The organism is Corynebacterium sp. MSK195, from assembly GCF_030228885.1.
In the GTDB taxonomy this organism is placed as follows: domain Bacteria; phylum Actinomycetota; class Actinomycetes; order Mycobacteriales; family Mycobacteriaceae; genus Corynebacterium.
Map to the genome: position 1 here is coordinate 269,979 of NZ_JASPGT010000001.1, position 26,978 is coordinate 296,956.

Consider the following 26,978-nt stretch of genomic DNA (forward strand, 5'->3'; position numbering starts at 1 on the left):
ACGGTGCGAGGGTTTCGTGCGTCCTAGGCCGGTAATGGCAGCCCTAGGTTCCGCAGTAGGTGAGGTAGCCCTCGAGACCATTAGGATCCGGCGATTCGAACGTTGGGTGGGGCTCCCACGGGTGGGTGACCGCGTGGAGGAGCTCCTGATACGGGCCCAACTCCCCGCGTTCGGCAGCATCCAGTGCGGATTCTACGGCGAGGTTGCGCGGGATAACCCTCGGCATGGCGTTATCGACGCGGGAAGGATCGGGCGAGGACGCAAGGTAGTCATCCAAGAAGTCTCCCTTGGCAAAGAGCTCGCGGGCGTGGGTGGGGTGGCCCGCGGCGGCGTCGGCAAGAGCGCGGTGAGCCAGCGTGATATCTGGGCCATTGAGCTGCATGGCAGCCGCATAAGAAGAAGCGACCTCTCGAGAGGTATCCAAAGCCTGTGCCAAATCTGCCCTGTGCTGGTGCTCAAAGCGGTCGCTAAAGCCGTTGATGGATTCTTGGGCAAAGTCCATGGCCTTATTCATGTCCATATCAAAAAGCGGCAGGAGGGATTCCGCCAAGCGGGCCAGGTTCCATCCCAGAATGGAGGGCTGATTGCCAAAGGCATAACGGCCCTGCCTATCGATGCTGGAAAAGACCGTTGATGGCGAATAGGCCTCCATAAAGGCACAGGGGCCATAGTCAATGGTCTCGCCAGAGATGGTGGTGTTATCCGTATTCATCACGCCGTGAATAAAGCCCAAGCGCATCCAGTGGGACACGGTGCGGATCTGCGCATCCATCACCTGGGTGAAAAACTCCTGGTAGTCCGCTCCAGGGTAGTGGCGCGCAATGGCATAGTCGGCCAACTGTCGGGTGTAATCCGTCTGCGCGGCAAGATGGAAAGTGCCGACGCGGATATGGCTGGCCGCTACGCGTACCACAATGCCGGCCGGTTGCACGTGCCCGCGCTGAATGGGCCGTCCGGTGGAAATAACCGCCAGCGCCCGGGTGGTGGGAACACCCAAGGCATGCATAGCCTCAGAGACTAGGTACTCGCGCAACATGGAAGACAGCGTTCCACGGCCATCGGACCCGAGGCGGGAAAAGGGAGTAAGCCCAGTTCCCTTGGCATGGAGATCCCACATCCGCCCGTCCTTTTCCACCTCGCCCAAGAGCATGGCCCTGCCGTCTCCCATTTGCGGGTTAAACGCACCAAATTGGAAGCCGGAATAGGCCATGGCGTGGCCGCCCGCGCGGCCGGTAAGGAAATCTATGCCCTCGGAGGAGCGCAGCCAGCTCGGGTCAAGGCCCAATTGCCTGGCCAGTTCCTCGTTGAGTATGACCATCTCTGGGTTCGGCTGCTCCTCGCCCTCGGTGGGGCGAACCAAGTGGGGAAGCTTCTGGGCAAAATCGTGGTGTAGCTGCACCTAAACCTCCAGTGTTCCGCGCACGCGAATCTGGGCGCGACCGCCCACCCAAATATCCGTGCCGTCATCGTTGATAAAAACTTCGCCTGCCCGGCCAATCTGGCTGCCTTGTGCTGCGGTATAGCGTGCCGGCACCAAGTTGCGCGAGCGCATAAACTGCGCGGCGCCGCCGTTGAAAGAACCGGTGACTGGGTCTTCGAATTGGGTGGTAAAGGCCCGAACCTCATAGGCCGACTCGCCCTCTGCGGCGTTGGGATTAAGGCCCACTACGCCGACCTTGGGGCGCTCGGATCGAGGCTCAACCGCGCGCACCGCCGCGGCATCGCGTAATTGAAGCAGGCGCCAGCCCGGGCCATTGTCCACCCAGCCATGGTCAACAATATCCGCGCTATCTAGCCCCAGCCCACCGCAGGCCTCCTTCAGATCCGCCGGGCTTAGCGGTTCATCGCGGCGCAGCGGCGGGGTAGCAAAGGACAAGACTTCGCCCTCTTGGCGGACGGTTACCAAGCCCACGCCGCATTCTTGGACGATGCGTCCCTCTTCCCGTGGCTGATTGCCTAGTGCCCGCCACGCGGCAGCGCTGCCCAAGGTGGGGTGGCCGGCAAAATCAAACTCTTCGTACGCGGTGAAAATGCGCACGCGGTAGTCCGCGCGGGCGTCGTTAGGTTCGAGCAAAAAGGTAGTCTCAGAAAAGTTGGTCCAGTTCGCGATTGCTTGCATCTGCTCGGTACTTAGGCCATCGGCGCCCGCAACCACCGCCAAGGCATTACCGTTAAAGGCACCCGTGGCAAAAACATCAACCTCAAAGAACTCGTGCTGCATGCTCGCCAGTCTAGTCAGCCCCAGGGATGAGGACTATGGCCTAGAGCCTGCGCTAGCCTAGAAAGCCATGAAGAAGCTATGGCCCGATGCACTTCGCGCGTGGGTAGGCCCACCGTGGAGAATTATCATTCCGCTGTTTTTCTGGGGTTCTTCGGTGCCGGCGGCAGAAGGTGTTATTGATAGAACCTCGCTTTTCCAGGAGCTGGTTCTCGTAGTTTATGCAGTCGGTATTCCACTAGCACTCTGGCTACACCCCAAGCTCAGGGAATATGCCATCGGGTTCACTGCTATCACGCTAACGGTGTGCATCTTTACCCCGCTTGCTGCAATGGGCAACGCTCACTTTTTCCCTTTGGCCTACTGCGTATTTCTGATAGGCGCACATTCACCCAAACGACTACAGCGAATCTGGATAGGGTGGATTGCCTTAGGCTCCTTGGCGGCCACCGCAGCGGACCTATACGGCCGGAGGATCATCAGCGGCATCGATTTTGGCCTCGAAGACACCACTGTTGGCCCGCTTCCTGCCTTCGCCTCCGTCGTCATCATCGCGTGGCCCGTTATGGGCTTTTTCTTCTTGCTAGGCACCAATGACCGCAAAAAGCGCGAAGACCAGCAACTGCTGAAAGAACGCGCGGAAATGGCCGGCGCGGTAGAGCGCAACCGCATTGCCCGCGAAATGCATGACATTGTCGCGCATAACTTGGCGGGCGTTATCGCTCTTGCCGACGGCGCCCGGTTCGCCGCTGCCAAAAATCCCGCAGCGGCCACAGAAGCCTTAGAAACCATCGCCTCTACCTCCCGCGATTCCCTCAAGCAGATGCGCGGATTGCTCTCCGTGCTGCGAGATGGCGATTCCCGCGCCGATACCAAAGCGCCTGGCGCGAGCGATATTGCCGGCCTTATCTCGGAAGCCCGCCGCAGCGGCTTCGATATCACCGTGCACGGGCTGGAGGACCTGCCGACCGAAAGCGACGAGCTCTATCAGTTCACTGTCTACCGCGTGGTGCAAGAAATTTTGACCAATATGCTCAAGCATTCCCGCGATAAAAGGGGAGTGCTGCGCTTCCGCTCTACTGGAAACGGCCTAGTATTGAGCGCCGATAACCCGGCCGCACGCACGCCGGACAATCACGAGCCCGGTTACGGGCTCATCGGGATGAGCGAGCGCGTTAGGGCCTATGGCGGCAGCGTTGCTACCCGCACAGAGGACGGACACTTCTTGATTACCGTGGAGGTACCCAATGACTAACCCTGAGCAGCCAACAGCTGCGCCTGCTGGCCCCATCCGTATCGGCCTGGTTGATGACCAGCCCCTCGTGCGCGCTGGGTTCGCCATGCTCCTCGGTTCCCAAGAGGATTTGGACGTTGCCTGGCAGGCATCCGATGGCGATGAAGTCCTCGACCTTGCCCGCGCGCAGCCTGCCGATATTGTGCTCATGGATGTCCAGATGGCCCGCGTCAATGGCATCGCCGCCACCGAAAGGCTGCTGCCAGAGTTTCCGGAGACCCAGGTCATTATGCTTACCACCTTCGATGACCAGAACTTTGTCCATGGCGCGATTTCCGCCGGGGCTTCCGGATTCCTGCTCAAAGACGTCGAACCGGAGGAACTCCTCGCCGCCATTCGCACCGTACATTCCGGCGAGGCCGTCCTTTCACCGCGCATTACCGCACAGGTACTGCAGCAATTGCGCAGCGAGCAGTCCGCGTCACAGCCCGATTCACATGCCACCCCCGTTGCGGCAGCAGCTACCGCCCCTCCGGCTGAAGATCTCACGCCACGCGAGCTGGACGTCCTCAAGCTAATGGCACTGGGGTATTCGAATACCGAAATCGCGGAATGCGAGTTTGTCTCCATGGCCACGGTCAAGACCCACGTACGCCATATCTTGACGAAAACCGGCTCGCGCGACCGCGTGCATGCTGTGCTCTACGCCCTTACTCATGGCGTGGTCTCGGTGGAGGAGCTGCTGTCTCATCCCTAGGTATGACCTGCCAAATCACTCCCAAGGATGGTTACTTCGTGCCGGTCAGGCGGCACGATGGAAACCATGCTCAAAGTTTCACACCTTTCCAAGAATTTCCGTTCCTTTAAAGCAGTAGATGACCTCTCCTTTGAGGTTCCAGACGGTCAAGTCACCGGCTTCCTCGGACCGAATGGTTCTGGCAAATCCACCACCATGCGCATGTGCGTGGGGTTGGAGAATCCGACTTCCGGCACCGCGACTTTTGATGGCACGCCTTTCCGCGAACTATCCAATCCCGCTACCACGGTGGGCACCTTGCTGGATGTCAACTGGTTTCACCCGGGCCGCAGCGCCCGTGCTCACCTGGGCTACATGGCCGCGTTGCAGGGCGTGTCCATGAACCACGTGGATGACACCCTGGACCGCGTCGGCCTTACCCAGGTAGCCACTAAGCGCGTGGGCGGCTATTCGCTAGGCATGAAGCAGCGCCTGGGCCTTGCTTGTGCGCTCATCGGCGAGCCGAAGCACTTGCTTCTCGACGAACCCGTCAACGGCCTCGACCCCGAAGGCGTGCACTGGATGCGTGCCCGTATCCGTGAATTCGCTGAGGCCGGTTGCTCCGTGCTGGTTTCCTCCCACCTACTTTCGGAAATGCAGCTCACCGCCGACCGCCTCGTAGTCATCGGCAAAGGCAAGCTGCTGGGCGAGGGCACCGTGGAAGAGTTCGTCAACGGCACGGGAGGCGCAAGCCTCGAAGTCATCGTTGACCAGCCCGATGAACTCCTGCGCCTATTGCACGGCACCGATGCGGAAACCTCCTTTGACGGTGAAGTCCTGCGCGTGCGCGGCCTCGAAGGCTCCGACATCGGCCGCATCTGCCTGGATAACCGCATTCTTATCTCCAGCTTGGAACGCAAACAGCCCTCTCTGGAAGAAGCCTACCTCGGCGCGACCGCCGACCACGTGGCCTACCGCTCCGCCTAAACGCACAACCCAACCTTTAAGGACAGATTTCTATGAATACTGTGGTTTCAGAATCCCGCAAACTCTTTTCCCTGCGCTCTACCTGGGTCTACCTCGCCATCGTGGCACTCGGCATGGCCGCCGGCGGCGTGCTTACGGCCTGGGGCTATGACTTCAACGGCACCGCGGACGGCAAGTTTCAATCCAGTGATGTCTTATCAGCTAGTGAACTCGCCATGGTGGTGATGATCTTTGCATCCGCGATGATGGTCGGAGGTGACCTGGGAAAGGGAACCGTTGCATGGTCTTATCTTTCCTCCAATCGCCGCGTTGGCATAGTGCTTAGCCAATTCGTTGTCATCTTGGTATCACTCTTGCTTGCGGCCACGCTGGGCATGGCTGTGGGAACCTTGCTGATTGCAGCATTCGGCGGCGATATCAACTTCGCGAGCTTTTATCAGTGGCCGGACTGCAACCGAGTAGTGTTTGCTTACCTGGAATGGGCCGGCTTTAGCCTGCTGGCTATGGGGTTGGCTTACCTCTTGCGTAGCGGCACATTTGCCGCGATGATCCTAGTGGTGGAATTCTTTGTCCTTGAAACTGCGCTTATGGCATTTGACGCCTCGTGGGCAGAAACGTTGTTGAGCTGCCTGCCCTTCGTCAATATGCAGACCTTGGTCGTGGGTAGCGATTCAGGTCCCTTGGATCATTCCCGCGCTGTGTCTGCTTTGATTCTGGGCGTAACGCTGGCAGTCTGCGTCGGCGGCGCGTGCGTAGTATCCCGCCGCCGGTCTGTCGCCAAATAGCGCCCAGAACTAGCTACGCTGGTGGGCATGAGTGATGCACTTTTTGCCCGCATAGAACCCATCCAGACCATGCGGGATGGCACGGTCAAGCAGGTCAACCCGTTCTCCGGGACCGAGGTATGGACCGTGCCAGGTCGCGGCAACCGCCCCCTGTCCACACCGGTGGCTAACCCGCAGCCTCTGCACGAAGAAGACTTCACCCACCGCTGCGCCTTTTGCTCTGGGCGCATGACTGATACCCCGCCGGAAAAGGCCCGCATCCTGCCATCCGGCGGGATTGTGCGTGGATTGCCCTTGAACGAATACGGCCACACCGTCCCGGCCTTTCGCCGCATTCCCAATCTGTTTGAAATCGTCTCCTATGACTACTGGCACGCCAACTACGGCTTCGACATGGATGCGGAGACCCGCCAACGCATGGACAACTACCTTGCCGATCCTGTCGGCCGGGAACATGTGCTCAAGATCGTGCGCACGAAGCGGAAGGCGGCGCACCTGCCCGAGGCCAGCGAAGAGGAACTTTTAGAACAGGCGGCGGGCTTTTTCGCAGGAGGCCACGACGTCATCGTGGCCGGCCGCCATTTTGAGCGCGGTGCACAAGATGATTCCCACGTGGTATCTTCAGGCACCTTGAGTGCCGAAGAGCACCTGCTCTTTATGAAGCTGACTATCGACGCCATGCGCGACCTCTACGAGCGCAACCGCTACGCCCCCTATGTGGTGGCCTTCCAAAACTGGCTGCAGCCAGCCGGCGCCTCCTTTGAGCACCTGCACAAGCAACTCGTTGCCATCGATGACCGCGGCATGGCCTCCCACCGGGAGGTACAGATGCTGCGCAGCAATATGAACATGTACAACGAGTGGGCCGTGGACTATGCCGCTAGCCGCAACCTCATCGTTGCAGAAAATGACCATGCTGTTCTCTTCGCCGGCTTTGGGCATCGCTATCCCACCTTGGAGGTCTACTCCAAGTCCGCGACCTGTGAGCCCTGGCGGCAGTCGGAAGAGGAAATACGCGCCATGAGCGACCTCGTCCATGCCGCCCACGCTGCTGTCGGCCGCGAGGTTCCCTGCAATGAGGAGTGGCACCACAAGCCGGCCGACGTCGACGTTGCTCAGCCATGGCGCATCCTCATCAAGCTGCGCATTTCTACCCTTGCCGGATTCGAAGGCGGTACCAAGATCTACCTCAACACTATCTCGCCCTGGGATCTGCGCGATAGGGTAGTAAGCCAGCTTTATCCCCTGCGCGAGTCCGGGCATGTTGCCCGCTCGATCCGCGTGGCTACCGAATGCTCGGTACAGCGCAATAGCCTGCTGTATAACCCACAGCTGCGCTAAGCGGGCAGCGTTGGGCTTAGCGCTTGACGACGAGCGTAAGCTCACTCGATCCCGGCCCTGGCTCCTCAACGGTCATACCCGCGGCGCGCGCGATGGCGGCAACGTCGGCGGCGCTATAGGCGTCGGCAGGCGAGAGCGCCAACTCGCGGGCTAAAAGGCCCTTGTAGTGCTTATTGAAGTGGCTGACCACCTTGCGCGATCCATCGTCCTGCACGCTTTCCACCCGTACCGTTACCGCATCCTTTACGCGGCCGAGCTGCTGGTAAGTGCCCGAGCGCAGATCCACAATAAGCTCGTCTACCCCCTCGAGCGCCTGGGTAATCTGTGTGCCCCAGCGCGACTTCATGGTGCGGCCGCCGAGCTTGGAGCCACCCGAAAGCCGGTAATGCGGAATGGGGTCGCTGGCGCGGAGGACGCCAAAGAGGGCGTCGCCAATAGCAAGGCGATCCCACGTGGGCAGGGAAGGGGCATCCAACGCATCAAAAAGCACGCCGGTGTAGCGCAACACGGCCGGCATGGTGGGGGTGGTAAAAAGCCCCTGATTGGATTCGGCCTCACCGCGCAGCTTTTCCGAGAGCTTGAGTACCTCCATGGCCTCGTCTACCGGAAGAGACTGCAGCTCAGCGGCAATTTCTTGCCGGGTGGCATGCAATTGCGGAAAGGAAAGCTGGCCGAAGTCAAGGGGCTGTCCCGTACCGCCGTGGGCTTTAGTTTCTGAAGGAGGGAGGATAATGAGCATATATACAGGGTAGCGGGGTATATTTTTGTGCATGATTACCCGCCTTTCTGAACTATTTCTCCGTACCCTCCGTGAGGACCCCGCCGATGCCGAGGTCCCTAGCCACAAGCTGCTCGTCCGCGCCGGTTATGTACGCCGCGTCGCGCCGGGCGTGTATACCTGGCTGCCGTTGGGTTTGCGCACCCTGCGCAAGATTGAAGATGTAGTCCGTCAGGAAATGGACGCCATTGGCGGCCAGGAAATGCTATTTCCTGCTCTGCTGCCGCGCGAGCCTTATGAAAAGACCAACCGCTGGGTTGAATACGGCGATAACCTCTTCCGCCTCAAGGACCGCAAGAACGCAGATATGCTGCTTGGCCCTACCCACGAGGAAATGTTTGCCAGCGCGGTCAAGGATATGTACTCCTCCTATAAGGATTTCCCGGTCACGCTCTATCAGATTCAGACCAAGTACCGCGATGAGGAGCGCCCCCGCGCTGGTGTGCTTCGCGGCCGCGAATTCACGATGAAGGATTCCTACTCCTTCGACATGACCGATGAGGGCTTGGATGAGTCCTACGGCCGCCACCGCAAGGCGTACCAGAATATCTTCAACCGCCTCGAGATCGATTACGCCATCTGCAAGGCCACCTCTGGTGCCATGGGTGGCTCCGCCTCCGAGGAATTCCTCGCCGTATCTGAGGTGGGCGAGGATACCTTTGTGCGCTCCACCGAGGGCGACTACGCAGCCAACGTCGAGGCCGTGGTGACCCCAGCACCGGCGGAGAAGGATGTTGAGGGCCAGCCAGAGGCACAGGAGTATGACACCCCGGGAGCAGAGACCATTGAGAAGCTGGTCGAATGGGCCCAGGGTGCAGGCATTACTGTCGACGGCCGCGAGGTTACCGCTGCAGATACCCTCAAGTGCATGATGATAAAGCTCTTCCACCCGGCAGTGGAGAGCGAAGAACGCGAGTCCGAGTTGGCGGCCGTTCTCATTCCTGGCGATCGCGAGCTGGATGAAAAGCGCCTTGAGGCCGCACTCGAGCCGGTGGAGTTTGAGTTGGCAGGGGACAAGGACTTTGCAGACAATGACTTCCTAGTCAAGGGCTATGTTGGCCCGCGCGCTTTGAACGCCAATGGCATCAAGGTCCTGGCCGATCCGCGCGTGGTCAAGGGTACGGAATGGATTATCGGCGCCGATGCGAGCGAGCGCCACGTGGTGGGCTGCGTGGCTGGCCGCGATTTCACCGTGGATGAGTTCATCGAGGCTGCAGAGGTTAAAGAAGGCGACCTGGCTCCTGATAACCAAGGCACCTTGACCTTGGAGCGCGGCATTGAGCTTGGCCATATCTTCCAGCTGGGCCGCAAGTACACCGAGGCCTTCGACGTGCAAATCTTGGATGAAAACGGCAAGCGTGCCGTTCCTACCATGGGGTCCTATGGCATTGGCATTACCCGCATGCTGGCTGTTCTGGCCGAGCAGCGCCATGATGACAAGGGCCTCAACTGGCCGGTTGCCGTTGCTCCTTACCAGGTTCACGTAGCCGTGGCTAATAAGGACGCCGCCGCCATGGAGGCCGGCGATAAGCTGGTAGAGGAGCTGTCCGCCAAGGGGCTCGAGGTGCTCTTCGATGACCGCCCAAAGGTCTCCCCAGGTGTGAAGTTCAAGGATGCAGAGCTCCTTGGCATGCCCTTCGTAGCCATCTTGGGCCGTGCCTTCAAGGAAGGCAAGATTGAGCTGCGCATCCGCGGTGGAGAGACCCTCGAGGTTCCAGCCGAGGACATCGTGGACAAGATCCTCGAGCTCGTGCATGGCTAAATAGGACCCAACTCTGCGCGGCGGGGTACCGTGGAAGGCATGAACTTTCAAAAGAATGGGCTTTCCACGGTGCTTTCAGCAATGGGCGTACTGCACTTTGTGAAGGCGAAGACTTTCGAATCCATTGTTCCGCCGCAACTGCCAGGCCCTGCGCGCTTTTATAACTTTGCTTCGGGCCTGTGGGAGATCGCCACCGGTGCTTTGCTTCGCCGCCGCGCCACCCGCGGCTTCGGCGGTGCTTCCGCACTCGCACTCTTTGCTGTGGTGTGGCCGGCCAATATGTACCACGCCTGGATTGAGCGCAAGGCAGGGTGGCCAAAGAAGCTCTACCACATCATCCGCCAGCCGCTGCAGGTGCTGTTGATGATGTATGCCTGGAATATCGCCAAGCATGAGGCCTAAAGCCGCCTTGGCTGCATGCTAGCCAGCTAGGTCAAGCACAAAACCGGCCTCCTCCCTTACTCCGCGGGGTTTCGCGGGATGGGGAGGAGGCCGGTTTCGTGTTAAATGCCGAGGCAAAAACTAGCCGGCGACGGGGCCGCCGCAGTTAGGCCAAGCGCCAGCACCCTGGGTGGCTAGGACGCTTTCGGCCACGGCAATCTGCTGCTCGCGGGTCGCCTGGTCAGCCGTCGGGGCGTACTGGGTGCCGCCATTGGCGGCCCAAGTCTGCGGGTTGAACTGCAGGCCGCCCTGGTAACCGTTTCCGGTATTGATGTGCCAATCACCGCCGGACTCGCAGGCGGCTACCTGATCCCAGGCGCTAGCCGGTGCGGCGGTAGCAGCAGGCGCGGCCAAGCCAGCAAGGCCGAGTGCTGCGGCGGATGCGGTCAACATGGTCTTCTTAAAACGCATTGAGAGGAAACTCCTTCTCTTTGTGTCTGTTTAGCTTGCGGAATCTCCTGCAAGCTCATGGTGACCCAACCTACGCACGCTTGCGGAGCGAAAGCAATGCATCATGCCGTAAAGGTCGCTGCAATTTCGCTGACTGGTCTTCAGGGGATTTACAGGCGGTCAGCCTGAATTATCGCATTCCGTGGGACTCCGCCGCGATACCAATGAGCCAAGTAACCCATTCCTGATCCGGGGATTCTTCTTGCGCTGCACCTGTGGCGGCGGCGGACCACTTGCGGCCGTCGTGTTCGGCAAGGCCATCGATAAAGCCCAGCGCGGAAGCAGAATCGTGGGGTAGTTCTTGCTCTCCGGAAGTATAGGCCGACTCCGGCTGCGGAATGTTGCCGTAGCGGGCTAGTGCATCCTGGAGGGCGTCGATGCGGCGATGATGAACCGCTAGGCGATGATCCACCTTGTCCTCGTGCTCGGGGCCAACGTAGGCGCGGGCGAAATCTAGACCGTATACCTGCTCATACTCCCAGCTCAGGAGATCAGCAGCGCTTTTTTGCTCTGGTTGGGAAAGCTCGGGAATGTCGGGGGCATCGCCAGGCAGCCAAGCATTGAGCGCGATGGCCTGCTCGGTAACTAGGGTGCGCGATTCAACAGTGACCTCATCGGCTGCCTCGGTGGTAGCCGAGGCGGCATTTTCCATAATTTCACCAGAGTCTGCCGCGTGATTGGCCTCGGTAGGGCGCTCTACCTCGCAGGAGCGTGGGGGATTGCCGGCATCGTCCGTGCCGCATAGCCGTGTAATTTCGGCATACAGGGCGTCCGCCTGGGAGCTGCGCAGCCCTGCGGCATGGTCATCGACGCCGCTGAGGGACAAGGCGTCGGTGGCGGCGGCGTCGGCAAGCGCCAGCAGCCTGCTTTCTGGCCGCGGGCCAAAATAGTCGACGACGGAATCAACCGCTTGGCACCCAGCCAAGCCGGGCAGGGTGGCGGTTGTGGCTACGAGGGTTAAAGCTATACGTCGGCGGTTCACGCAAAAGACTGTACCCCGTAGCACGTAGGCTAGTGCACATGGCTTTCCCAGATGCACAAGAATTGACCGATCTCCTGCAACCCAAACTGGCTGAGCGGGGATTGGACGTAGAAGACATTAAAACCACCAAGGCGGGAAAGAAATCCCAGGTCATTATCCGTATTGATGGCGATAAGCGCCCTAGCTCCGATGTGTTGGAGGAAGTTTCCAACGAAATTTCTGCCTTCTTTGATGACAAGGAAGCGCAAGGAGAGCTGAACTTCGGCGCCGGCTATACCTTGGAGGTCTCCACCCCCGGCGTGGACTTGCCGCTCACCGCCCCGCGCCACTGGCGCCGCAATCGGGGGCGCAAGGTCTCCTTCGACCTTGGCGATGGCAAGACTCAATCGGCGCGTATTGGCGCGCTTAACGACGCCGCCGATTCCGTAATCCTCATCACGGCAAGCAAAAAGGACGTGCAGGCGCGCGCCGAACGATTGGAAAACATTGCCAGGGCAGTGGTAGAAATTGAGTTTGCACAGCCGTCCGAACAGGAGCTAGAGGCAGTGCGCAAGACGTTTGAAGAAGCCGAGAACTAACCGGCAACCGAGAGGAATGACAAGTGAATATTGATCTACAGGCACTTCGTACCATCGAGTCCGAGCGCAACGTCCCCGTAAAGGACTTGCTGGAAGCGATTGCGGGTGCCTTGTTGTATTCCTACCTGGATTACCGCGAGTCTAACGCTGGCGGCAAGGTAGAAGGCGCCAAGTCCCGCGTCGATATCGACGCCACCACCGGTGCAGTCAGCGTCATTGTCTCGGAGCGCGACCCAGAAACTGGGGAAGTAACCACCGAATACGATGACACCCCGGAAAACTTTGGACGCGTGGGCGCACAGGCCGTGCGCGAGGCTATTCTGCGCAAGTTGCGCGAGGCCGAGGCAGAGCGTACCTATGATTCCTACTCTGAGCTCACCGGCCGTGTTGTCAGCGGCATCGTCCAGCGCGATGCGCGCGCTAATGCCCGCGGCATCGTTGTGGTCCAGCTGGGCTCCGAGCTGGAGTCCCAGGATGGCATCTTGCTGCCTGCCGAGCAGATTCCGGGTGAAAAGCTCGAGCACGGTGACCGCATTAAGGCCTATGTCGTAGGCGTTAATCGCAATGGCGCCCAGGTACAGATCAATCTCTCTCGCACTCACCCGGAGCTGGTGCGTGGCCTTTTTGAGCTCGAAGTTCCAGAAGTTGCCGATGGCAGCGTAGAAATGATTGCCATTGCCCGCGAGGCAGGCCACCGTTCCAAGGTGGCTGTTGTGGGCCATGCCAAGGGCCTGAATGCCAAGGGAGCCTGCATTGGCCCGCGCGGTCAGCGCGTCAATAACATCATGCGCCAGCTCGGCGGTGAAAAGATTGACATCATCGACTTCAGCGAGGATCCCACGGTCTACGTAGGCAATGCCTTGGCTCCCTCGAAGGTGGTCAAGGTCACCGTTGTGGACAACGAGGCGCAGATCGCACGCGTGGTGGTGCCGGATTACCAGCTGTCCCTGGCTATTGGTAAAGAGGGCCAGAATGCCCGTCTTGCTGCCCGTTTGACCGGTTGGAAGATCGATATTCACTCGGACGCTGACGCTAATTAAGGATCTGCGCTTTTGTAGCGTAGGCTAGTAAACGGCCCAGTTGCAGATTGGGGCATATTGGCGACGCGAAAAGTAAGGAGATGAATGTCTGAGAGGCAACGACTCCGGACCTGCATCGCTACTCGCCGCCGCCTGCCAGATACGGACTTGCTACGGGTGGTCATCGACCGTGATGATCCGCACGGCCGCCGTCTGGTAGCAGATCCACACCGCCGGCTTCCCGGCCGCGGGGCGTGGATTAGCCCCACACTATCTGCACTCGAGCTAGCGGAGCGCAAACGCGCCTTCAAGCGCGCGCTTCGCACGTCCGCACCCGTGGACACAGGTCAGGTACGGCAGTACTTGGAAGCACATAGCGGACAGGTACCTAGCGCGGAAAACGCCGCGTTAGATTCGTACGAACCAGAGTTACAAAGGAAGACCGAACACTGATGAGCGCACAACGATGAAGCATCAGCGATGAAAGTCCTACACACCTAACTAGGGGTCAGGCCAGTTTCCGAGGCCTTGACTCCTAGTCGATACCAAGAGGAGACAAGTGCCCGGAAAGCTACGTGTTCACGAGCTCGCAAAGCAGCTCGGAGTAACCAGCAAGGAACTGCTCGCCACGCTGAAGGAACAGGGTGAGTTCGTAAAGACTGCTTCTTCCACCATCGAACCGCCGGTGGTTAAGAAGATGCGAGCACATTATGAAGCACAGTCCGGCGGCGATGACGCCGCCGAGAAGAAGCAAGAAAATAAGCCTGCCAAGGGTGCCGCTAAGAGCACCGCAAAGGCGAGCGCCCCTAAGCCGGGTGCGAAATCTGCTGCCCCCAAGCCGGGCGCAGAGGCGCCAAAGCCAGGCGCGAAGGCCGCTGCACCGAAGCCAGGCCAGGGCGCACCGAAGCCGGGACAGGGTGCTGCTAAGCCCGGTGCAAAGCCAGCTGCCCCGAAGCCGGGTGCTCAGGCGCCGAAGCCTGGTGCTAAGGCTGCCGCACCGAAGCCTGGCCAGGGCGCACCGAAACCAGGCCAGGCTGGCGGCAAGAAGTCGGGCGAGCGTCCGACCCCAGGCAATTCCATGCCTCGTCCAATGCCGAAGCCAGGCGGTTCCCGTCGCGTAGCCAATAACCCGTTCTCCACGGGTGGTGGCGACAACCGTCCGGGCCCACGCCCAGGTGGCTCCAAGGGTCAGCGTGGCGGAAATAAGCCAGGCGATAACCGCGGTAAGCGCGGCGGCCAGAACGAGGGCGGAAATAACCGCCAGGGTGGCAATATCCAGGGTGGCGGCGGTCGCCGTCCATCCCCGGCCATGATGCCGTCCCACCCGAACCCTGCGTCGATGCCGTCTAAGGCACCGAGCGGTGGTGGACGTGGCGGCCGCGGTCGCGGCGGTCACGGCGGACCGGGTCACGGTGGCCCAGGTGGCGGCCGTCCAGGCGGTTTCCGCGGCGGTGGACGCGGCGGACGTCGTGGCGGCACCGCGGGTGCATTCGGCCGTCCAGGTGGCGCTCCACGTAAGGGCAAGAAGTCCAAGCGTCAGAAGCGCCATGAGTACGAGGAGCAGCAGAAGCATGTAGTAGGCGGTGTGCGCTTGCCAGACGGCAAGGGCCAAACCGTCCGCCTGCGTCGTGGTGCATCCCTGTCTGACTTCGCCGAGAAGATCGGTGCGGATCCAGCATCGTTGGTGCAGGCACTGTTCAATCTCGGTGAAATGGTGACGGCAACCGCTTCCGTATCGGAAGATACGCTGCAGCTGCTCGGCTCCGAGATCAACTACAACGTCGAGGTTGTCTCCCCTGAGGACGAGGACCGCGAGCTGCTCGAGTCCTTCGACCTGAAGTTCGGCGAGGACGAAGGCGGCGAGGAAGCACTGGAGAATCGTCCTCCAGTCGTCTCCGTTATGGGTCACGTTGACCACGGTAAGACCCGCCTGTTGGACGCCATCCGTAAGACCAACGAGGGCGCCCGCGAGGAAGGCGGCATCACCCAGGGCATTGGTGCTTACCAGACCACGGTGGACGTGGACGGCGAGCGCACCATCACCTTCCTGGATACCCCGGGTCACGAGGCCTTTACCGCCATGCGTGCCCGTGGTGCTAAGTCCACCGACTTGGCCATCCTCGTGGTTGCTGCCGATGACGGCGTCATGCCACAGACCGTGGAGGCCATCAACCACGCCAAGGCTGCCGATATTCCGGTCGTCGTGGCTGTGAACAAGGTGGATAAGCCGGAAGCTCAGCCGGATAAGATCCGTGGCCAGCTCACCGAGTACGGCCTGGTTCCGGAAGAGTACGGCGGCGACACCATGTTCGTGGATATCTCCGCGAAGCAGGGCAAGAACATTGACCAGCTGCTTGAGTCGGTCATCCTCACCGCGGATGCGGCCTTGGAGCTGACCGCTAACCCAGACATGGACGCACAGGGCGTGGCCATTGAGGCTCACCTGGACCGCGGTCGCGGTCCGGTGGCAACGGTTATCGTTCAGCGCGGTACCTTGCACGTGGGTGACTCCATCGTCGTTGGCGATGCGCACGGCCGTGTCCGCCGCATGCTCGATGAGTTTGGCGAAGACGTCGAAGAGGCGGGCCCATCCCGTCCGGTGCAGGTCCAGGGTCTGTCCGGTGTGCCGGGTGCAGGCGATAACCTGCTCGTGGTGGAAGATGACCGCGTTGCCCGCCAGATTGCTAACCAGCGTGATGCTCGCAAGCGCTCTGCCCTGCAGGCAAAGCAGCGCAAGCGCGTCTCCCTGGAGGATCTGGACAAGGTGTTGCAGGAGACTTCGACCCTCAACCTCATCCTCAAGGGCGACAACGCCGGTTCCGTCGAGGCACTGGAAGATGCCCTGCTGGATATCAAGACCGAGGACGAAGTCGAGCTCAACATCATCGACCGTGGTGTGGGCGCTGTGACCGAGACCAACGTCTCTCTCGCAGCGGCTTCCGACGCCGTCATTATTGCCTTCAACACTCGTGCGGAAGGCAAGGCGACGGAGATGGCCACCCAAGAGGGCGTGGATATTCGTTACTACACGATCATCTACAAGGCCATCGAAGAGGTCGAGGCTGCGCTCAAGGGCATGCTCAAGCCGATTTACGAGGAGCGCGACACCGGTGCGGCCGAAATCCGCGCCCTGTTCAAGTCCTCCGCGGTGGGTACCATCGCCGGCTGCATGGTTACCGAGGGCAAGGTTGTCCGCAACGGCAAGGTTCGCCTGCTGCGCGATAACAACGTCATCACTGCCGACGCCAAGATTGAGTCCCTGCGTCACGAAAAGGACGACGCAACCGAGATCAAGGCCGGCTACGAGTGCGGTATGGTGCTCTCTTACCCGGATATCCAGGTAGGCGACATCATCCAGGCCTACGAAGAGGTCGAGGTTCCGCGCGACTAAACGTCGCCGTCTCAAGGCCCGCTTCCGCTCCCGCCGTCCCCACTGAATGTGCTGCCAGCACTCAGTAGGGAAGGCCCGGGGAGATTGGAAGCGGGCCTTGTGCTTTTTCTGCGTCTGTGAGTTGGGGGCACCGTGGGCGCCGCTACCTACAGGCGCTGCCGCGACGGGTTTTCATTGTCCGGGATTCGGCACTAAACTGGTGGTTTCTTGTACCGGTTGGCGGTAATTTTAGAGATAGATTCTTATTGAGCTGGGAGGTTCACATGGTCGATCACGCACGCGCAGCGCGCATGGCCAAGCGCATTCAGGAAATCGTGGCGAGCGCCATCGAACGCCAGATTAAGGATCGCCGCCTCGAGCTGGTGACCATTACGGATACTCGAGTCACGGGCGACCTGCACGATGCCACCGTGTTTTATACCGTGCGCGGAAAGGACATTGATTCAGAGCCGGACTTTGCACAAGCAGAAGAAGCCCTCAAGCGCGCTAAAGGTCAGCTGCGCAAGATTGTGGGCGATCAGCTCTCGGTGCGGTTTACCCCGACGCTAACCTTCGAGGTCGATACCGTTCCGGAGGCCTCTGCTCATATGGAAGAGCTTCTGGCTCGTGCTCGCGCCCGCGATGAAGAACTGGCAAAGCTGAAGGAAAACGCCCAGCCGGCAGGGGATGCGAACCCGTATAAGACCTCCGATGAAGACGAGGCTTAAGTGACTAAGAAGCAATACCAGCCGGCAGTTGCCGCTTTGCATGATGCGCATAGCATCTGCATTGTGACGCACCTGCGGCCGGATGCCGATGCCATCGGCTCTGCTGCGGCGTTGCTGCTCGCGCTGCGCCAACGGGGCAAAGATGTGTGTGCCGTTGTGGGCCAGGAGCGGGAGATTTCCCGTAATCTGTACACCATTCCTGCCGCCGACGACGTCACCACTAGTCGTGAGCTGCCGGAAGGCTATGACCTCTACGTCACCGTTGATTGTGGTTCTTTAGACCGGACGGGCTTTTTTGCGGACCGGATTGAGCAGCTAGCCCAGCAGGGCCGAGTTCTGTGCATTGACCATCATTCTTCTAATCCAGGGTTTGGTGCCATCAATGTGGTGGACACTGAATGTGAATCCACCACCGTGGTGTTGCTGAGCATCCTGGATTCACTGGAGATTCAGATTGACCGTCATATTGCGCACTGCTTATATGCCGGTTTGATGACCGATACTGGCAGCTTCCGCTGGGGCAGGCCGGCTATGCACGATATTGCCACCCGCCTCATGCACTACGATCTCGATACCAAGCAGATCGCAGCTGACCTTTTAGATTCCACCACGCCGGACGATCTTCAGATGATCGGTAGGGTATTGGCCGGTTTGCGCCTCGAAGAAGCAGGGGAGCACACCCTAGGCATTCTCGTCGCGCGGCTGGAAGATATCCAGGGACACTCTGATTCGGCCGTTGAATCTTTGGTGGAGTTCGTTCGCGCGCTTGAAGGAACCACCGTCGGCGTGGTGTTTAAGGAACAAGCTCCGGAGGTGTGGGCGGTTTCCTTGCGTTCTTCTCGCATTGATTGTTCTTCGGTAGCGCTTACCTTCGGGGGCGGCGGACATGTACCGGCCGCGGGCTATACCGCTCACGGGGCTCCGGAAAAAATTGTTAAGGAATTGGTGGCCGCTATCCAATGAGAAAAAGGCAGACGGATGGAATGAACGCTCAGGATCGCTCCACCGCCGGCACGGTAACCGCACGCGAGGTCTTTGGCCTCGCGTTTCCCGCGCTTGGCGTACTTGCGGCCATGCCGCTCTACCTCTTGCTGGATACCGCGGTAGTCGGTCGCCTTGGCGCCCAAGAGCTCGCCTCGCTGGCTGCAGCCACCACAATTCACTCCGTGGTGACGACGCAGTTGACTTTCTTGTCCTACGGCACGACCGCTCGCTCTGCCCGTCTCTTTGGCTCCGGAAAGCGCGAAGCTGCGGTTGCTGAAGGCGTGCAAGCCACCTATGTGGCCCTAGGTGTAGGCGCGCTGCTCGCCGTGATCATGTGGATTTTCGGCGGCGTATTTGCCCGCGCCTTAACCGGTGATCCCACCACGGCCGCCGGTACGGCCTTGTGGCTGCGCATCGCAGCTCTGGCTATTCCCGTTACTTTGGTGGAGATGGCCGGAAACGGCTGGATGCGCGGCGTCCAAGATACGAAGAAGCCGCTGTACTTCACTTTGTCTGGCATGATTCCCGGCGCTATTGCGGTGCCCATCTTCGTCCATTTCTGGGGGCTGGCAGGCTCGGCCATTGCCACGGTATTAGGCATGAGCATCATTGCTGCGCTATTTGTCCGCGAATTGCATAAGGAGCATACCGGCTCCTGGCAATTTCAGTGGCATGTGGTACGCGAACAACTCATCTTAGGCCGCGATCTTATTTTGCGTTCGGCTAGCTTCCAGGTGGCTTTCCTAACCGCCACGGCTGTGGTTTCCCGCGTTGGTACCGCTTCTTTGGCCGGTCACCAGATCATGATGCAGCTGTGGAACTTCATGTCCCTTATCTTGGATTCGTTGGCCATTGCCGCGCAATCGTTGACTGGTGCGGCCCTTGGTGCTGGCTCTGCGCGGCACGCACGCAGTGTGGGCAGCAAGGTGGCGTTGTACTCTACGATTTTCTCTGGCCTCTTGGCTGCCGTATTTGCTGCTGGTGCAGGGATTATTCCGCGCATTTTTACCTCCGCTCCGGAAGTGCTCGATGCCATCTCTGAGCCGTGGTGGATCCTGGTGGCCATGGTTATCGGCGGTGGCGTGGTCTTCGCCTTCGATGGTGTCTTGCTCGGCGCCGGCGATGCTGCCTTCCTGCGCACGCTGACCATATCTTCGGTCCTGGTGGGATTTTTGCCGGGCGTTATCTTGGCTCACTTTATGGGCACAGGCTTAACCGGCGTGTGGTGTGGCCTCGCGGCCTTCATTGCTTTCCGCATGGTGGGTGTGGTCTACCGGTTCCGATCGATGAAATGGGCCGTAGTACAGGAGCGCTAGCTGCGCTAAAGTGGGCGTGTTGATACTCTCGCGCGGTGTGCTGCTCCGTGCAGCGCGCAGATTCTAGGAAGGCAGGTGAGAAACCTATGCCAACAGTGTGGGCGGTTTCTGACCTGCATGGAGCGGTCAGCGCCAATAGCGAGCGCATTGATCAGCTTACTCCGCCCGATCCCGCGGATTGGCTCATCGTGGCCGGGGACGTTGCAGAGCGGACCGATCTCATTATTCGTATTTTGCGCCAGCTCAATGATCGCTATGCCAGGCTCATCTGGGTGCCGGGCAACCATGAGCTATTCTCCCGTTCCCAGGACCGGTATCAAGGCCGAGAAAAGTATGCGCACTTAGTGGAAAGGTGCAGGGAGATTGGAGTTATTACTCCAGAAGACCCGTATCCGGTATTTCACGGAACTACCATCGTTCCGCTATTTACTTTGTATGATTACAGTTTCCGTCCGCATGGCCTTAACGTGGACGAAGCCATTGACGCAGCGCGCGCGAAACAACTGATGATGACTGATGAGTTCGCTATCGCCCCCTTCGTAGACGTGCGGGCGTGGTGTTGGGATAGGTTGGCTTATTCCATCAAGCGCCTTTCTCGAGTACATGGTCCTACCGTGTTGGTTAACCATTGGCCGTTGGTTCAAGAGCCGACAATGTTATTGCGCTTTCCTGAAATTGCCTTGTGGTGCGGAACTAGGCATACGCGGTCGTGGCCGCGGCGCTATAACGCGGAGTCCGTCATCTATGGGCACCTGCATATGCCGTCTCGCATTAATGTGGATGGCGTTGACCACATCGAAACGTCATTGGGGTATCCGCGTGAATGGCAGGGGCGCGAGAGCGCCCAAGCGTGGCCCTATCCGGTACTGCGTTCCTTTGTAGAGGAGGGGACACGATGATGTATCCAGAGCTATTTCCTGAAAGTGCGCGCTATTGCTACGTGCGCACGGATTCGGGTTACGCGGATTTGGCTAATTTTGAAGGCCTCGCGGCTGAAGAAAAGTCTCTCGTTTCCCAGGCAGTTGATGTGCGCAAGGCCGAGTTCGGAGATGCTCGGTGGTGTGCGCACCGAGCCTTGCAGGAATTAGGCGCCAATCCGGCGACGCCGATTTTGCGCGGTGAGCGCGGCATGCCGCTGTGGCCAGAAGGTTTTGTCGGCTCGATGACGCATACCGAGGGCATGCGGGCTGCAGTGGTTGCCCCTACCTCAGCCTTAAAATCCGTAGGCCTGGATGCAGAACCCGCCGAACCGCTGCCGGATCATGTGCTCACCATGATCGCCCGGGCAGGGGAGATGCCGCAGCTTTTGCGGCTGCGTGAGGCAGGGATTACCTGCCCGGACCGATTGCTTTTTTGTGCCAAGGAGGCCACGTATAAGTCGTGGTTTCCTATGACCTTCCGCTGGTTGGACTTTGACCAAGCAGAAATCGACCTGCGCGAAGATGGCACGCTTATTTCCTATATTTTGGCTAGGCCCACACCGGTGCCTTTTATCACCGGGCGCTGGGTAATTCGAGACGGCTACGTCATCGTCTCCACCTCGGTTCCGGCTTTAGACTTTAGCCACTAAAGGGTAGAAGGCCGTGCCACAAATACGGTGGCCAGGCGCTTGCCTTTTTCTTTAATGAGCGCCACGGCTTGGCCATTAGGGGCCACAGCAGCGTGGACGCCCTTGAGCCCGCGGGGCTCTAGCCATTTGCCCATGGCGAGGGCGGCTGCCTCCTCCTCTGTGACGGAAAGGACGGGGAAGCAGCGAGCCAAGGCCTCATCCAAGCTGAGGGAAAGGCGAGGGGATTCGGCAAGGGCGTCGAGCGAGAGGGCGTCGGCAAGTGCAAAAGGGCCCACCTCAGTGCGACGCAAGGCGGTCAGGTGCCCGCCCACCTGCAGGGCCTCGCCCAGATCGCGGGCCAGAGAGCGGATATAGGTGCCGGAAGAACAGTCCACCGTGACGTCTAGATCGATGTAGTCGCCCTCGCGGCGCTCGGCCAGGACGTCAAACTTATCTACCGTTACTGGGCGGGCGGGAATGTCTACCTCCTGGCCCTTCCGCACCAGCTCATGGGCGCGGCGGCCGTTAATTTTAATAGCGGAAACGGCCGCGGGCTTTTGCATAATATCGCCGGTGAGCTTGGCAATCTCTGCCTCGATTGCGGCGCGGTCAATGGCCGCAGCGCTAGCGCCCCAAGCGTATTCCCCCTCGGCGTCATCGGTTGTGGTGGCGGCGCCGAGGCGAATGGTGGCGTCATAGGACTTAGTGGAGGCAGCCATGTGGGCCAAGAACTTGGTGCCACGCTCCACACCAAGGACAAGCACGCCGGTAGCCATGGGGTCGAGGGTGCCGGCGTGGCCTACCTTCTTTGTGTGAAAGTACCTGCGTAGGCGGCCGACAACATCGTGGGAGGTCATGCCGGCGGGTTTGTCTACGATGACGAGTCCGGAGTTTGCGAGCGCATCAGTCATAGCCTCTAAGTCTATGCTCTACGATGGTCTGCGTGGATATTTGGTACGGAATCGATGACATCCCCGCGGAAGTGGGCCCAACGTCAGTAACCATCGGTGTCTTTGACGGCCTGCACCGCGGCCATCAGCAGCTCATCTCCGCCTGCGTGGAACATGCGCGCGCTCATGGTGAGCGTCCTGTCATGGTGACCTTTGACCCGCACCCGGTGTCGGTATTTCTCCCGGAACGTGCGCCCGTGGCGGTGCTGAGCTTTGAACGCCGACTGGAATTGGCCGAAGAAATGGGCATCGCAGCCGTGCTTGTTATTGACTTCACCCGAGACCTTGCTGGGGTGGAGCCGCGACCCTACGTAGAGGATTTATTGGTAGGAAAGCTCGCAGCGCAGCACATCGTGGTGGGCGAGAACTTCACCTTTGGCGCCGGCGCGACCGGAACCGCCCAGGCTATGCAGGATTTTGGTGCCGAGTTCGGCTTTAGCGTCGAAATCGTCCCATTGCTGGATGATGAGGGCGTGCGCATTTGTTCCACCCACATTCGTGAGTGCCTTGCGCAGGGGGACATCGAATCCGCCAATTGGGCGCTTGGTCGCCATTTCACCGTGACCGGGCCTGTAGTGCGCGGCGCAGGACGTGGTGGCAAGGAGCTCGGATTCCCCACGGCCAATCAGTATTTCCCGGATACGGTCGCCATCCCGGCCGATGGTGTGTACGCGGGCTGGTTCATCGTCCATTCTGACTCCTCTATCGACGGGGATATGCGCCCTGGCGTGGCCTATGCGGCCGCGATTTCCGTAGGCACCAACCCCACCTTTGGCGACGAGGAGCGCTCTATCGAGTCCTTCGTGCTCGACCGTGACGCTGACCTGTATGGCTACGAGGCTACGGTGCACTTTGTAGGCCACCTCCGCGATATGGTGAAGTTCAATTCCGTAGACGAGCTGCTAGAAGCGATGGCCAATGACGTAACCAAGGCCCGCCAGGTGCTAGCCGCCGATGCTAAGGCGCAGGGCTGGACCGCGAAGGACTACTTCTTGCGGGAGAAATAAATGAAGGCGATTCTCGATCTTGATACCGGCATTGATGATGCCCTAGCGCTGGCGTATGCCATCGCCCATCCGGACCTGGACTTAATCGGCGTGACCTGCACGTACGGAAACGTGACCGTGCCCTTAGCCGTGCGCAATACACTGGCCCTTCTAGAACTACTGGGCCAAGACGATATTCCGGTCTTTGCCGGACCTAGCCCGGATGGTTTTCGGCCAAGCGAGATTTCTTCTTTAATCCACGGCCACAACGGCGTGGGGGAGGTCCTGCTTCCGCCGGCAACCACCCAGGCGCAGTCCCAACCTGCGGCCGATTTCCTCATCGAGGCCGTGCACGAGCACAGCGATGATCTAGTAATCATTCCGACCGGCCCGTCCACCACGATTGCTGCCGCCATGCAGCAGGACCCTTCCTTTGCCACGGCCGCACACCTGGTGATGATGGGCGGGGCTCTCACCGTTCCGGGCAACGTCACGCAGTGGTCTGAGGCCAATTTCTCCCAGGATCCGGAAGCTACCGATTACCTGTTCCGCCACACAAGTGATACCACCATGGTGGGCTTGGACGTCACCTTGCGCACGCTTTTGACCACGGCGGAGTCTGCGCGTTGGCGCGCTACCGGAACCCGCGCCGGCCGCATTTTTGCGGATATGGTGGACTATTACATTCGGGCTTACGCCACCACATCGCCGCACTTAGGCGGGTGTGGCCTGCACGATCCATTGGCCGTTGCGGTGGCAGCAGATGCCTCGCTTGTCGACGTCCTTTCGATAAACCTCAAGACTGACACCACCGGCCCTACCCGTGGGCGGACAATCGCGGATGAAAAGCGATTGGATGCGCCACCCACCGCCCGGGTAGCTGTGGGCGTGGATAGTGAGCGTTTTGTGCGAGAGTTTGTCGAACGCCTTGAGACGTTCTTCAGCGAGCTTTAAAAGCACAGCCTAGAAGCCATGTGGTTTTGATTTTCTCTGCCTGAGCGCTGTAAGGTGTTTGTTTGGCTTAGCGACTGCGGTTCACAGCAGTTGCGGCACGCACAAGTACTGCGCCCAGCGCAGGCTTAAGCGTCACGATAATGTGGACTGAAATAAAGGAGAAATACTCATGGCATTGACCACTGAGAAGAAGGCCGAAATCCTCAAGGAGTACGGCCTGCACGAAACCGATACCGGTTCCCCTGAGGCACAGGTTGCCCTGCTGACCTCCCGCATCAATACTTTGACCGAGCACCTGAAGTTCCACAAGCACGATCACCACTCCCGTCGTGGTCTGCTGCTGATGGTTGGTCGCCGTCGTGGCCTGCTGAAGTACCTGGCTGAGAACAATGTCGATCGCTACCGTGATCTGATCTCTCGTCTGGGTCTGCGCCGTTAATTTCGGCCCAGCTTCGGCCACCTCGCCCCGCCCTTTGGCGGGGCTTTTGTGGTTTTTCTGTTAGAATTTGACACCGTTGTCATAGACAAAAATCGACCAGGCGGCATCGACGATCGCCTAAACCACTCAAGGAGACATTTTTTAATGAGCGTTCAGAACTCCGTCGAGTTCAATATTGACGAGGACTTTGGCATTACCGAGGCCATTGCCACGCTAGACAATGGTGACTTTGGCACCCGCACCCTGCGCTTTGAAACCGGCCAGTTGGCCCGCCAGGCAGACGGCTCCGTGACCACCTACTTGGACGATGACACCATGTTGCTGGCCACGACCACTGCGTCCAACCAGCCGCGCGAGGGATTTGACTTCTTCCCGCTGACTGTGGACGTAGAAGAGCGCATGTACGCCGCCGGCAAGATTCCGGGTTCCTTCTTCCGCCGTGAGGGCCGCCCTTCTTCTGAGGCCATCCTGGCATGCCGCCTCATCGACCGCCCGCTGCGTCCAACCTTTGTCAAGGGCCTGCGCAACGAGGTCCAGGTCGTCGTTACCGTGATGTCCCAGGATCCGGAAGAGTACTACGACGTCGTTGCCATCAACGGCGCTTCCGCCGCCACCCAGCTGTCCGGCTTGCCCGTTTCCGGTGCAGTCGGCGGTGTCCGCATGGCACTGATCGCTGATGATAAGCACCCCGAGGGCCAGTGGGTGGCCTTCCCGAATCACGAGCAGCACGAGCGCGCTCTCTTTGAGATGGTCGTTGCCGGCCGCATTGTCAAAAAGGGCCGTAAGGACGACGTAGCCATCATGATGGTCGAGGCCGGTGCCGGCACCAACGTTGCTGAGCGCATTGCCGATGGCGCTCCTGCACCGCAGGAAGCAGCCGTCGCGGAAGGCTTGGAGGCAGCAAAGCCATTCATTAAGACCTTGTGCGAGGCCCAGAACGGTCTGGCGGAGCGTGCCGCCAAGGAAACCCAGGAGTTCCCGCTCTTCCCGGCATACGGCGATGATGTCTTCGTGGCAGTGGAAAAGGCTGCTACCAAGAAGCTAGAAAAGCTGCTGACCATTCCGGGCAAGCAGGAACGCGACGATGCCACCAATGAATACATGGAGCAGGTCGAAGAAGAGCTCTTGGACCAGTTCGAGGACCTGGAGGAGGCCGATGCCTCGAAGCAGATCCGCGGCGCTTATAACGCTTTGATGAAGCAGATCGTGCGCCAGAAGATCCTTTCCGAGGGCTTCCGTATCGATGGCCGCGGCGTTACCGATATCCGTGACCTCTCCGTCGAGGTGGACCTGGTTCCGCGTGCTCACGGTTCCTCCCTGTTCGAGCGCGGTGAGACCCAGATTCTGGGTGTTACCACCCTGGACATGCTCAAGATGGAGCAGCAGATTGATTCCCTGACCCCGGTGGAATCCAAGCGTTACATGCACCACTACAACTTCCCGCCATTCTCCACTGGCGAGACTGGCCGCGTGGGCTCCCCGAAGCGCCGCGAGATCGGCCACGGTGCTTTGGCCGAGCGCGCTCTGCTTCCGGTCATCCCATCCCGTGAGGACTTCCCCTACGCCATCCGCCAGGTCTCTGAGGCCTTGGGCTCCAATGGCTCTACCTCCATGGGTTCTGTGTGTGCTTCCACCTTGTCCCTCTACAATGCCGGTGTCCCGCTGAAGGCTCCGGTAGCTGGCATCGCTATGGGCTTGGTCTCTGGCGAGGTAAATGGCAAGGAAAAGTTCGTCGCCCTGACGGATATCCTCGGTGCCGAGGATGCCTTTGGCGATATGGACTTCAAGGTCGCCGGTACCTCTGAGTACATCACCGCCCTGCAGCTGGACACCAAGTTGGATGGCATCCCGTCTAAGGTCCTGGCCCAGGCCCTGGAGCAGGCTCGCGATGCCCGCTCTACCATCCTGGAAACCATGGCTGAGGTCATCGATACCCCAGATGAGATGTCTGGCCTTGCTCCGAAGATCACCTCCGTGAAGATCCCGGTTAATAAGATCGGTGAGCTTATCGGGCCAAAGGGCAAGACCATCAACCAGATTACCGAGGAAACCGGCGCCGATGTCTCCATCGAGGATGACGGAACCGTCTACGTTTCCGCTGCTACCGGTGAGGCTGCGGATGCTGCCATCGATAAGGTGAACTCCATTGCAAACCCACAGCTGCCGAAGGTTGGAGAACGCTTCCTGGGCACCGTGGTGAAGACCGTTCCGTTCGGCGCATTCGTTTCCTTGACCCCGGGTCGCGATGGTCTGATCCACATTTCTAACCTGGGTGGCGACGAGCGCATCGAGAAGGTAGAAGATGTCATCAACGTTGGCGATAAGGTTCAGGTAGAAATCGCGGATATCGATAACCGCGGCAAGATTTCCCTAGTTCCGGTTGAGGACTAA

Annotated in this window: 26 protein-coding genes; 20 read left to right on the forward strand and 6 right to left on the reverse strand. The window is 59.7% G+C overall.

Translation table 11 applies throughout. The features are described 5' to 3' along the window. Window positions 1-43: 43 nt before the first annotated feature. Entirely contained in the window at window positions 44-1,399 is a 1,356-nt protein-coding gene (locus QP909_RS01260) for a protein adenylyltransferase SelO (RefSeq protein ID WP_284765848.1), read from the reverse strand. Beyond that, complete coding sequence (locus QP909_RS01265; protein WP_284765849.1) at window positions 1,400-2,221, reverse strand: PhzF family phenazine biosynthesis protein; 822 nt, start codon at window positions 2,219-2,221, stop codon at window positions 1,400-1,402. Window positions 2,222-2,288: 67 nt separating this feature from the next. Between QP909_RS01265 and QP909_RS01270 the strand changes: the two genes are divergently transcribed. The 5 genes from QP909_RS01270 (at window position 2,289) to QP909_RS01290 (ending at window position 7,301) form a co-directional block, all read left to right on the forward strand. Next, entirely contained in the window at window positions 2,289-3,473 is a 1,185-nt protein-coding gene (locus QP909_RS01270; RefSeq protein WP_284765850.1) for a sensor histidine kinase, read from the forward strand. Further along, window positions 3,466-4,209: a response regulator gene (locus QP909_RS01275; protein WP_284765851.1), complete on the forward strand. Its 744-nt coding sequence runs from the start codon at window positions 3,466-3,468 to the stop codon at window positions 4,207-4,209. The genes QP909_RS01270 and QP909_RS01275 overlap by 8 nt, the downstream gene beginning before the upstream one ends. 66 nt (window positions 4,210-4,275) lie before the next feature. After that, entirely contained in the window at window positions 4,276-5,175 is a 900-nt protein-coding gene (locus tag QP909_RS01280; RefSeq protein WP_284765852.1) for an ABC transporter ATP-binding protein, read from the forward strand. A 32-nt stretch (window positions 5,176-5,207) separates the two neighbouring features. Then, a complete protein-coding gene (locus QP909_RS01285) occupies window positions 5,208-5,960 on the forward strand; it encodes an ABC transporter permease (RefSeq protein WP_284765853.1) in 753 nt (250 codons plus the stop codon). Window positions 5,961-5,987: 27 nt separating this feature from the next. After that, window positions 5,988-7,301: a DUF4921 family protein gene (locus QP909_RS01290; protein WP_284765854.1), complete on the forward strand. Its 1,314-nt coding sequence runs from the start codon at window positions 5,988-5,990 to the stop codon at window positions 7,299-7,301. Window positions 7,302-7,317: 16 nt separating this feature from the next. Here QP909_RS01290 and yaaA read toward each other — a convergent pair whose 3' ends face one another. Continuing rightward, window positions 7,318-8,040 (reverse strand): peroxide stress protein YaaA, encoded by a 723-nt coding sequence (gene yaaA / locus QP909_RS01295; protein WP_284765855.1) that lies wholly within the window; start codon window positions 8,038-8,040, stop codon window positions 7,318-7,320. A gap of 31 nt (window positions 8,041-8,071) precedes the next feature. On the opposite strand from yaaA, the gene QP909_RS01300 reads away from it, so the two are divergent. Beyond that, window positions 8,072-9,841: a proline--tRNA ligase gene (locus QP909_RS01300; RefSeq protein WP_284765856.1), complete on the forward strand. Its 1,770-nt coding sequence runs from the start codon at window positions 8,072-8,074 to the stop codon at window positions 9,839-9,841. Between the two features lie 39 nt (window positions 9,842-9,880). Further along, entirely contained in the window at window positions 9,881-10,243 is a 363-nt protein-coding gene (locus QP909_RS01305) for a DoxX family protein (RefSeq protein ID WP_284765857.1), read from the forward strand. 120 nt (window positions 10,244-10,363) lie between these two features. Here QP909_RS01305 and QP909_RS01310 read toward each other — a convergent pair whose 3' ends face one another. Next, window positions 10,364-10,693: a transglycosylase family protein gene (locus QP909_RS01310; RefSeq protein WP_239277479.1), complete on the reverse strand. Its 330-nt coding sequence runs from the start codon at window positions 10,691-10,693 to the stop codon at window positions 10,364-10,366. 169 nt (window positions 10,694-10,862) lie between these two features. Continuing rightward, complete coding sequence (locus QP909_RS01315) at window positions 10,863-11,714, reverse strand: DUF4439 domain-containing protein (RefSeq protein ID WP_284765858.1); 852 nt, start codon at window positions 11,712-11,714, stop codon at window positions 10,863-10,865. A gap of 38 nt (window positions 11,715-11,752) precedes the next feature. Here QP909_RS01315 and rimP point away from each other — a divergent pair, with 38 nt between their 5' ends. The 9 genes from rimP (at window position 11,753) to QP909_RS01360 (ending at window position 21,279) form a co-directional block, all read left to right on the forward strand. Then, the gene (gene rimP, locus QP909_RS01320; protein WP_284765859.1) at window positions 11,753-12,292 is read left to right on the forward strand and encodes a ribosome maturation factor RimP; all 540 of its coding nucleotides are present in this window, start codon (window positions 11,753-11,755) and stop codon (window positions 12,290-12,292) included. A gap of 23 nt (window positions 12,293-12,315) precedes the next feature. Continuing rightward, a complete protein-coding gene (gene nusA, locus QP909_RS01325) occupies window positions 12,316-13,332 on the forward strand; it encodes a transcription termination factor NusA (RefSeq protein ID WP_005328685.1) in 1,017 nt (338 codons plus the stop codon). 84 nt (window positions 13,333-13,416) lie between these two features. After that, window positions 13,417-13,764, forward strand: coding sequence for a YlxR family protein (locus QP909_RS01330; RefSeq protein ID WP_284765860.1), 348 nt, complete (start codon window positions 13,417-13,419; stop codon window positions 13,762-13,764). 106 nt (window positions 13,765-13,870) lie between these two features. Further along, window positions 13,871-16,702, forward strand: a complete 2,832-nt coding sequence (gene infB / locus QP909_RS01335) for a translation initiation factor IF-2 (RefSeq protein WP_284765861.1) — start codon at window positions 13,871-13,873, stop codon at window positions 16,700-16,702. A 263-nt stretch (window positions 16,703-16,965) separates the two neighbouring features. Further along, window positions 16,966-17,409: a 30S ribosome-binding factor RbfA gene (gene rbfA, locus QP909_RS01340; RefSeq protein WP_239194447.1), complete on the forward strand. Its 444-nt coding sequence runs from the start codon at window positions 16,966-16,968 to the stop codon at window positions 17,407-17,409. Further along, window positions 17,410-18,372 (forward strand): DHH family phosphoesterase, encoded by a 963-nt coding sequence (locus tag QP909_RS01345; RefSeq protein ID WP_284765862.1) that lies wholly within the window; start codon window positions 17,410-17,412, stop codon window positions 18,370-18,372. 20 nt (window positions 18,373-18,392) lie between these two features. Further along, window positions 18,393-19,709 carry an MATE family efflux transporter gene (locus QP909_RS01350; RefSeq protein ID WP_284765863.1) on the forward strand — a complete coding sequence of 439 codons (1,317 nt, stop codon included), beginning with the start codon at window positions 18,393-18,395 and terminating at the stop codon, window positions 19,707-19,709. A gap of 86 nt (window positions 19,710-19,795) precedes the next feature. Further along, the gene (locus QP909_RS01355; RefSeq protein WP_284765864.1) at window positions 19,796-20,608 is read left to right on the forward strand and encodes a metallophosphoesterase family protein; all 813 of its coding nucleotides are present in this window, start codon (window positions 19,796-19,798) and stop codon (window positions 20,606-20,608) included. Beyond that, the gene (locus QP909_RS01360) at window positions 20,605-21,279 is read left to right on the forward strand and encodes a 4'-phosphopantetheinyl transferase family protein (RefSeq protein ID WP_284765865.1); all 675 of its coding nucleotides are present in this window, start codon (window positions 20,605-20,607) and stop codon (window positions 21,277-21,279) included. The genes QP909_RS01355 and QP909_RS01360 overlap by 4 nt, the downstream gene beginning before the upstream one ends. On the opposite strand, the gene truB is transcribed toward QP909_RS01360, so the two are convergent. Then, window positions 21,276-22,169: a tRNA pseudouridine(55) synthase TruB gene (gene truB / locus QP909_RS01365; protein ID WP_284765866.1), complete on the reverse strand. Its 894-nt coding sequence runs from the start codon at window positions 22,167-22,169 to the stop codon at window positions 21,276-21,278. The genes QP909_RS01360 and truB overlap by 4 nt on opposite strands. A gap of 23 nt (window positions 22,170-22,192) precedes the next feature. Between truB and QP909_RS01370 the strand changes: the two genes are divergently transcribed. The 4 genes from QP909_RS01370 to QP909_RS01385 all read left to right on the forward strand — a co-directional run bounded on the left by QP909_RS01370 (window position 22,193) and on the right by QP909_RS01385 (window position 26,978). Next, window positions 22,193-23,215, forward strand: coding sequence for a bifunctional riboflavin kinase/FAD synthetase (locus QP909_RS01370; protein ID WP_284765867.1), 1,023 nt, complete (start codon window positions 22,193-22,195; stop codon window positions 23,213-23,215). After that, window positions 23,216-24,148 (forward strand): nucleoside hydrolase, encoded by a 933-nt coding sequence (locus tag QP909_RS01375; protein ID WP_284765868.1) that lies wholly within the window; start codon window positions 23,216-23,218, stop codon window positions 24,146-24,148. A gap of 169 nt (window positions 24,149-24,317) precedes the next feature. Beyond that, window positions 24,318-24,587, forward strand: coding sequence for a 30S ribosomal protein S15 (gene rpsO / locus QP909_RS01380; protein WP_005278802.1), 270 nt, complete (start codon window positions 24,318-24,320; stop codon window positions 24,585-24,587). Between the two features lie 144 nt (window positions 24,588-24,731). Further along, window positions 24,732-26,978 (forward strand): polyribonucleotide nucleotidyltransferase, encoded by a 2,247-nt coding sequence (locus QP909_RS01385; protein ID WP_284765869.1) that lies wholly within the window; start codon window positions 24,732-24,734, stop codon window positions 26,976-26,978.

Coding starts and splice junctions, on each gene's coding strand:
- QP909_RS01305 (WP_284765857.1), top strand. CDS start 9,881: ATGAACTTTCAAAAGAATGGGCTTTCCACGGTGCTTTCAGCAATGGGC.
- QP909_RS01370 (WP_284765867.1), top strand. CDS start 22,193: ATGGTCTGCGTGGATATTTGGTACGGAATCGATGACATCCCCGCGGAA.
- QP909_RS01275 (WP_284765851.1), top strand. CDS start 3,466: ATGACTAACCCTGAGCAGCCAACAGCTGCGCCTGCTGGCCCCATCCGT.
- QP909_RS01385 (WP_284765869.1), top strand. CDS start 24,732: ATGAGCGTTCAGAACTCCGTCGAGTTCAATATTGACGAGGACTTTGGC.
- QP909_RS01265 (WP_284765849.1), bottom strand. CDS start 2,221: ATGCAGCACGAGTTCTTTGAGGTTGATGTTTTTGCCACGGGTGCCTTT.
- QP909_RS01280 (WP_284765852.1), top strand. CDS start 4,276: ATGCTCAAAGTTTCACACCTTTCCAAGAATTTCCGTTCCTTTAAAGCA.
- QP909_RS01270 (WP_284765850.1), top strand. CDS start 2,289: ATGAAGAAGCTATGGCCCGATGCACTTCGCGCGTGGGTAGGCCCACCG.
- truB (WP_284765866.1), bottom strand. CDS start 22,169: ATGACTGATGCGCTCGCAAACTCCGGACTCGTCATCGTAGACAAACCC.
- QP909_RS01300 (WP_284765856.1), top strand. CDS start 8,072: ATGATTACCCGCCTTTCTGAACTATTTCTCCGTACCCTCCGTGAGGAC.
- QP909_RS01310 (WP_239277479.1), bottom strand. CDS start 10,693: ATGCGTTTTAAGAAGACCATGTTGACCGCATCCGCCGCAGCACTCGGC.
- rbfA (WP_239194447.1), top strand. CDS start 16,966: ATGGTCGATCACGCACGCGCAGCGCGCATGGCCAAGCGCATTCAGGAA.
- yaaA (WP_284765855.1), bottom strand. CDS start 8,040: ATGCTCATTATCCTCCCTCCTTCAGAAACTAAAGCCCACGGCGGTACG.
- QP909_RS01285 (WP_284765853.1), top strand. CDS start 5,208: ATGAATACTGTGGTTTCAGAATCCCGCAAACTCTTTTCCCTGCGCTCT.
- rpsO (WP_005278802.1), top strand. CDS start 24,318: ATGGCATTGACCACTGAGAAGAAGGCCGAAATCCTCAAGGAGTACGGC.
- QP909_RS01360 (WP_284765865.1), top strand. CDS start 20,605: ATGATGTATCCAGAGCTATTTCCTGAAAGTGCGCGCTATTGCTACGTG.
- QP909_RS01330 (WP_284765860.1), top strand. CDS start 13,417: ATGTCTGAGAGGCAACGACTCCGGACCTGCATCGCTACTCGCCGCCGC.
- QP909_RS01290 (WP_284765854.1), top strand. CDS start 5,988: ATGAGTGATGCACTTTTTGCCCGCATAGAACCCATCCAGACCATGCGG.
- QP909_RS01350 (WP_284765863.1), top strand. CDS start 18,393: ATGAACGCTCAGGATCGCTCCACCGCCGGCACGGTAACCGCACGCGAG.
- rimP (WP_284765859.1), top strand. CDS start 11,753: ATGGCTTTCCCAGATGCACAAGAATTGACCGATCTCCTGCAACCCAAA.
- QP909_RS01355 (WP_284765864.1), top strand. CDS start 19,796: ATGCCAACAGTGTGGGCGGTTTCTGACCTGCATGGAGCGGTCAGCGCC.
- QP909_RS01375 (WP_284765868.1), top strand. CDS start 23,216: ATGAAGGCGATTCTCGATCTTGATACCGGCATTGATGATGCCCTAGCG.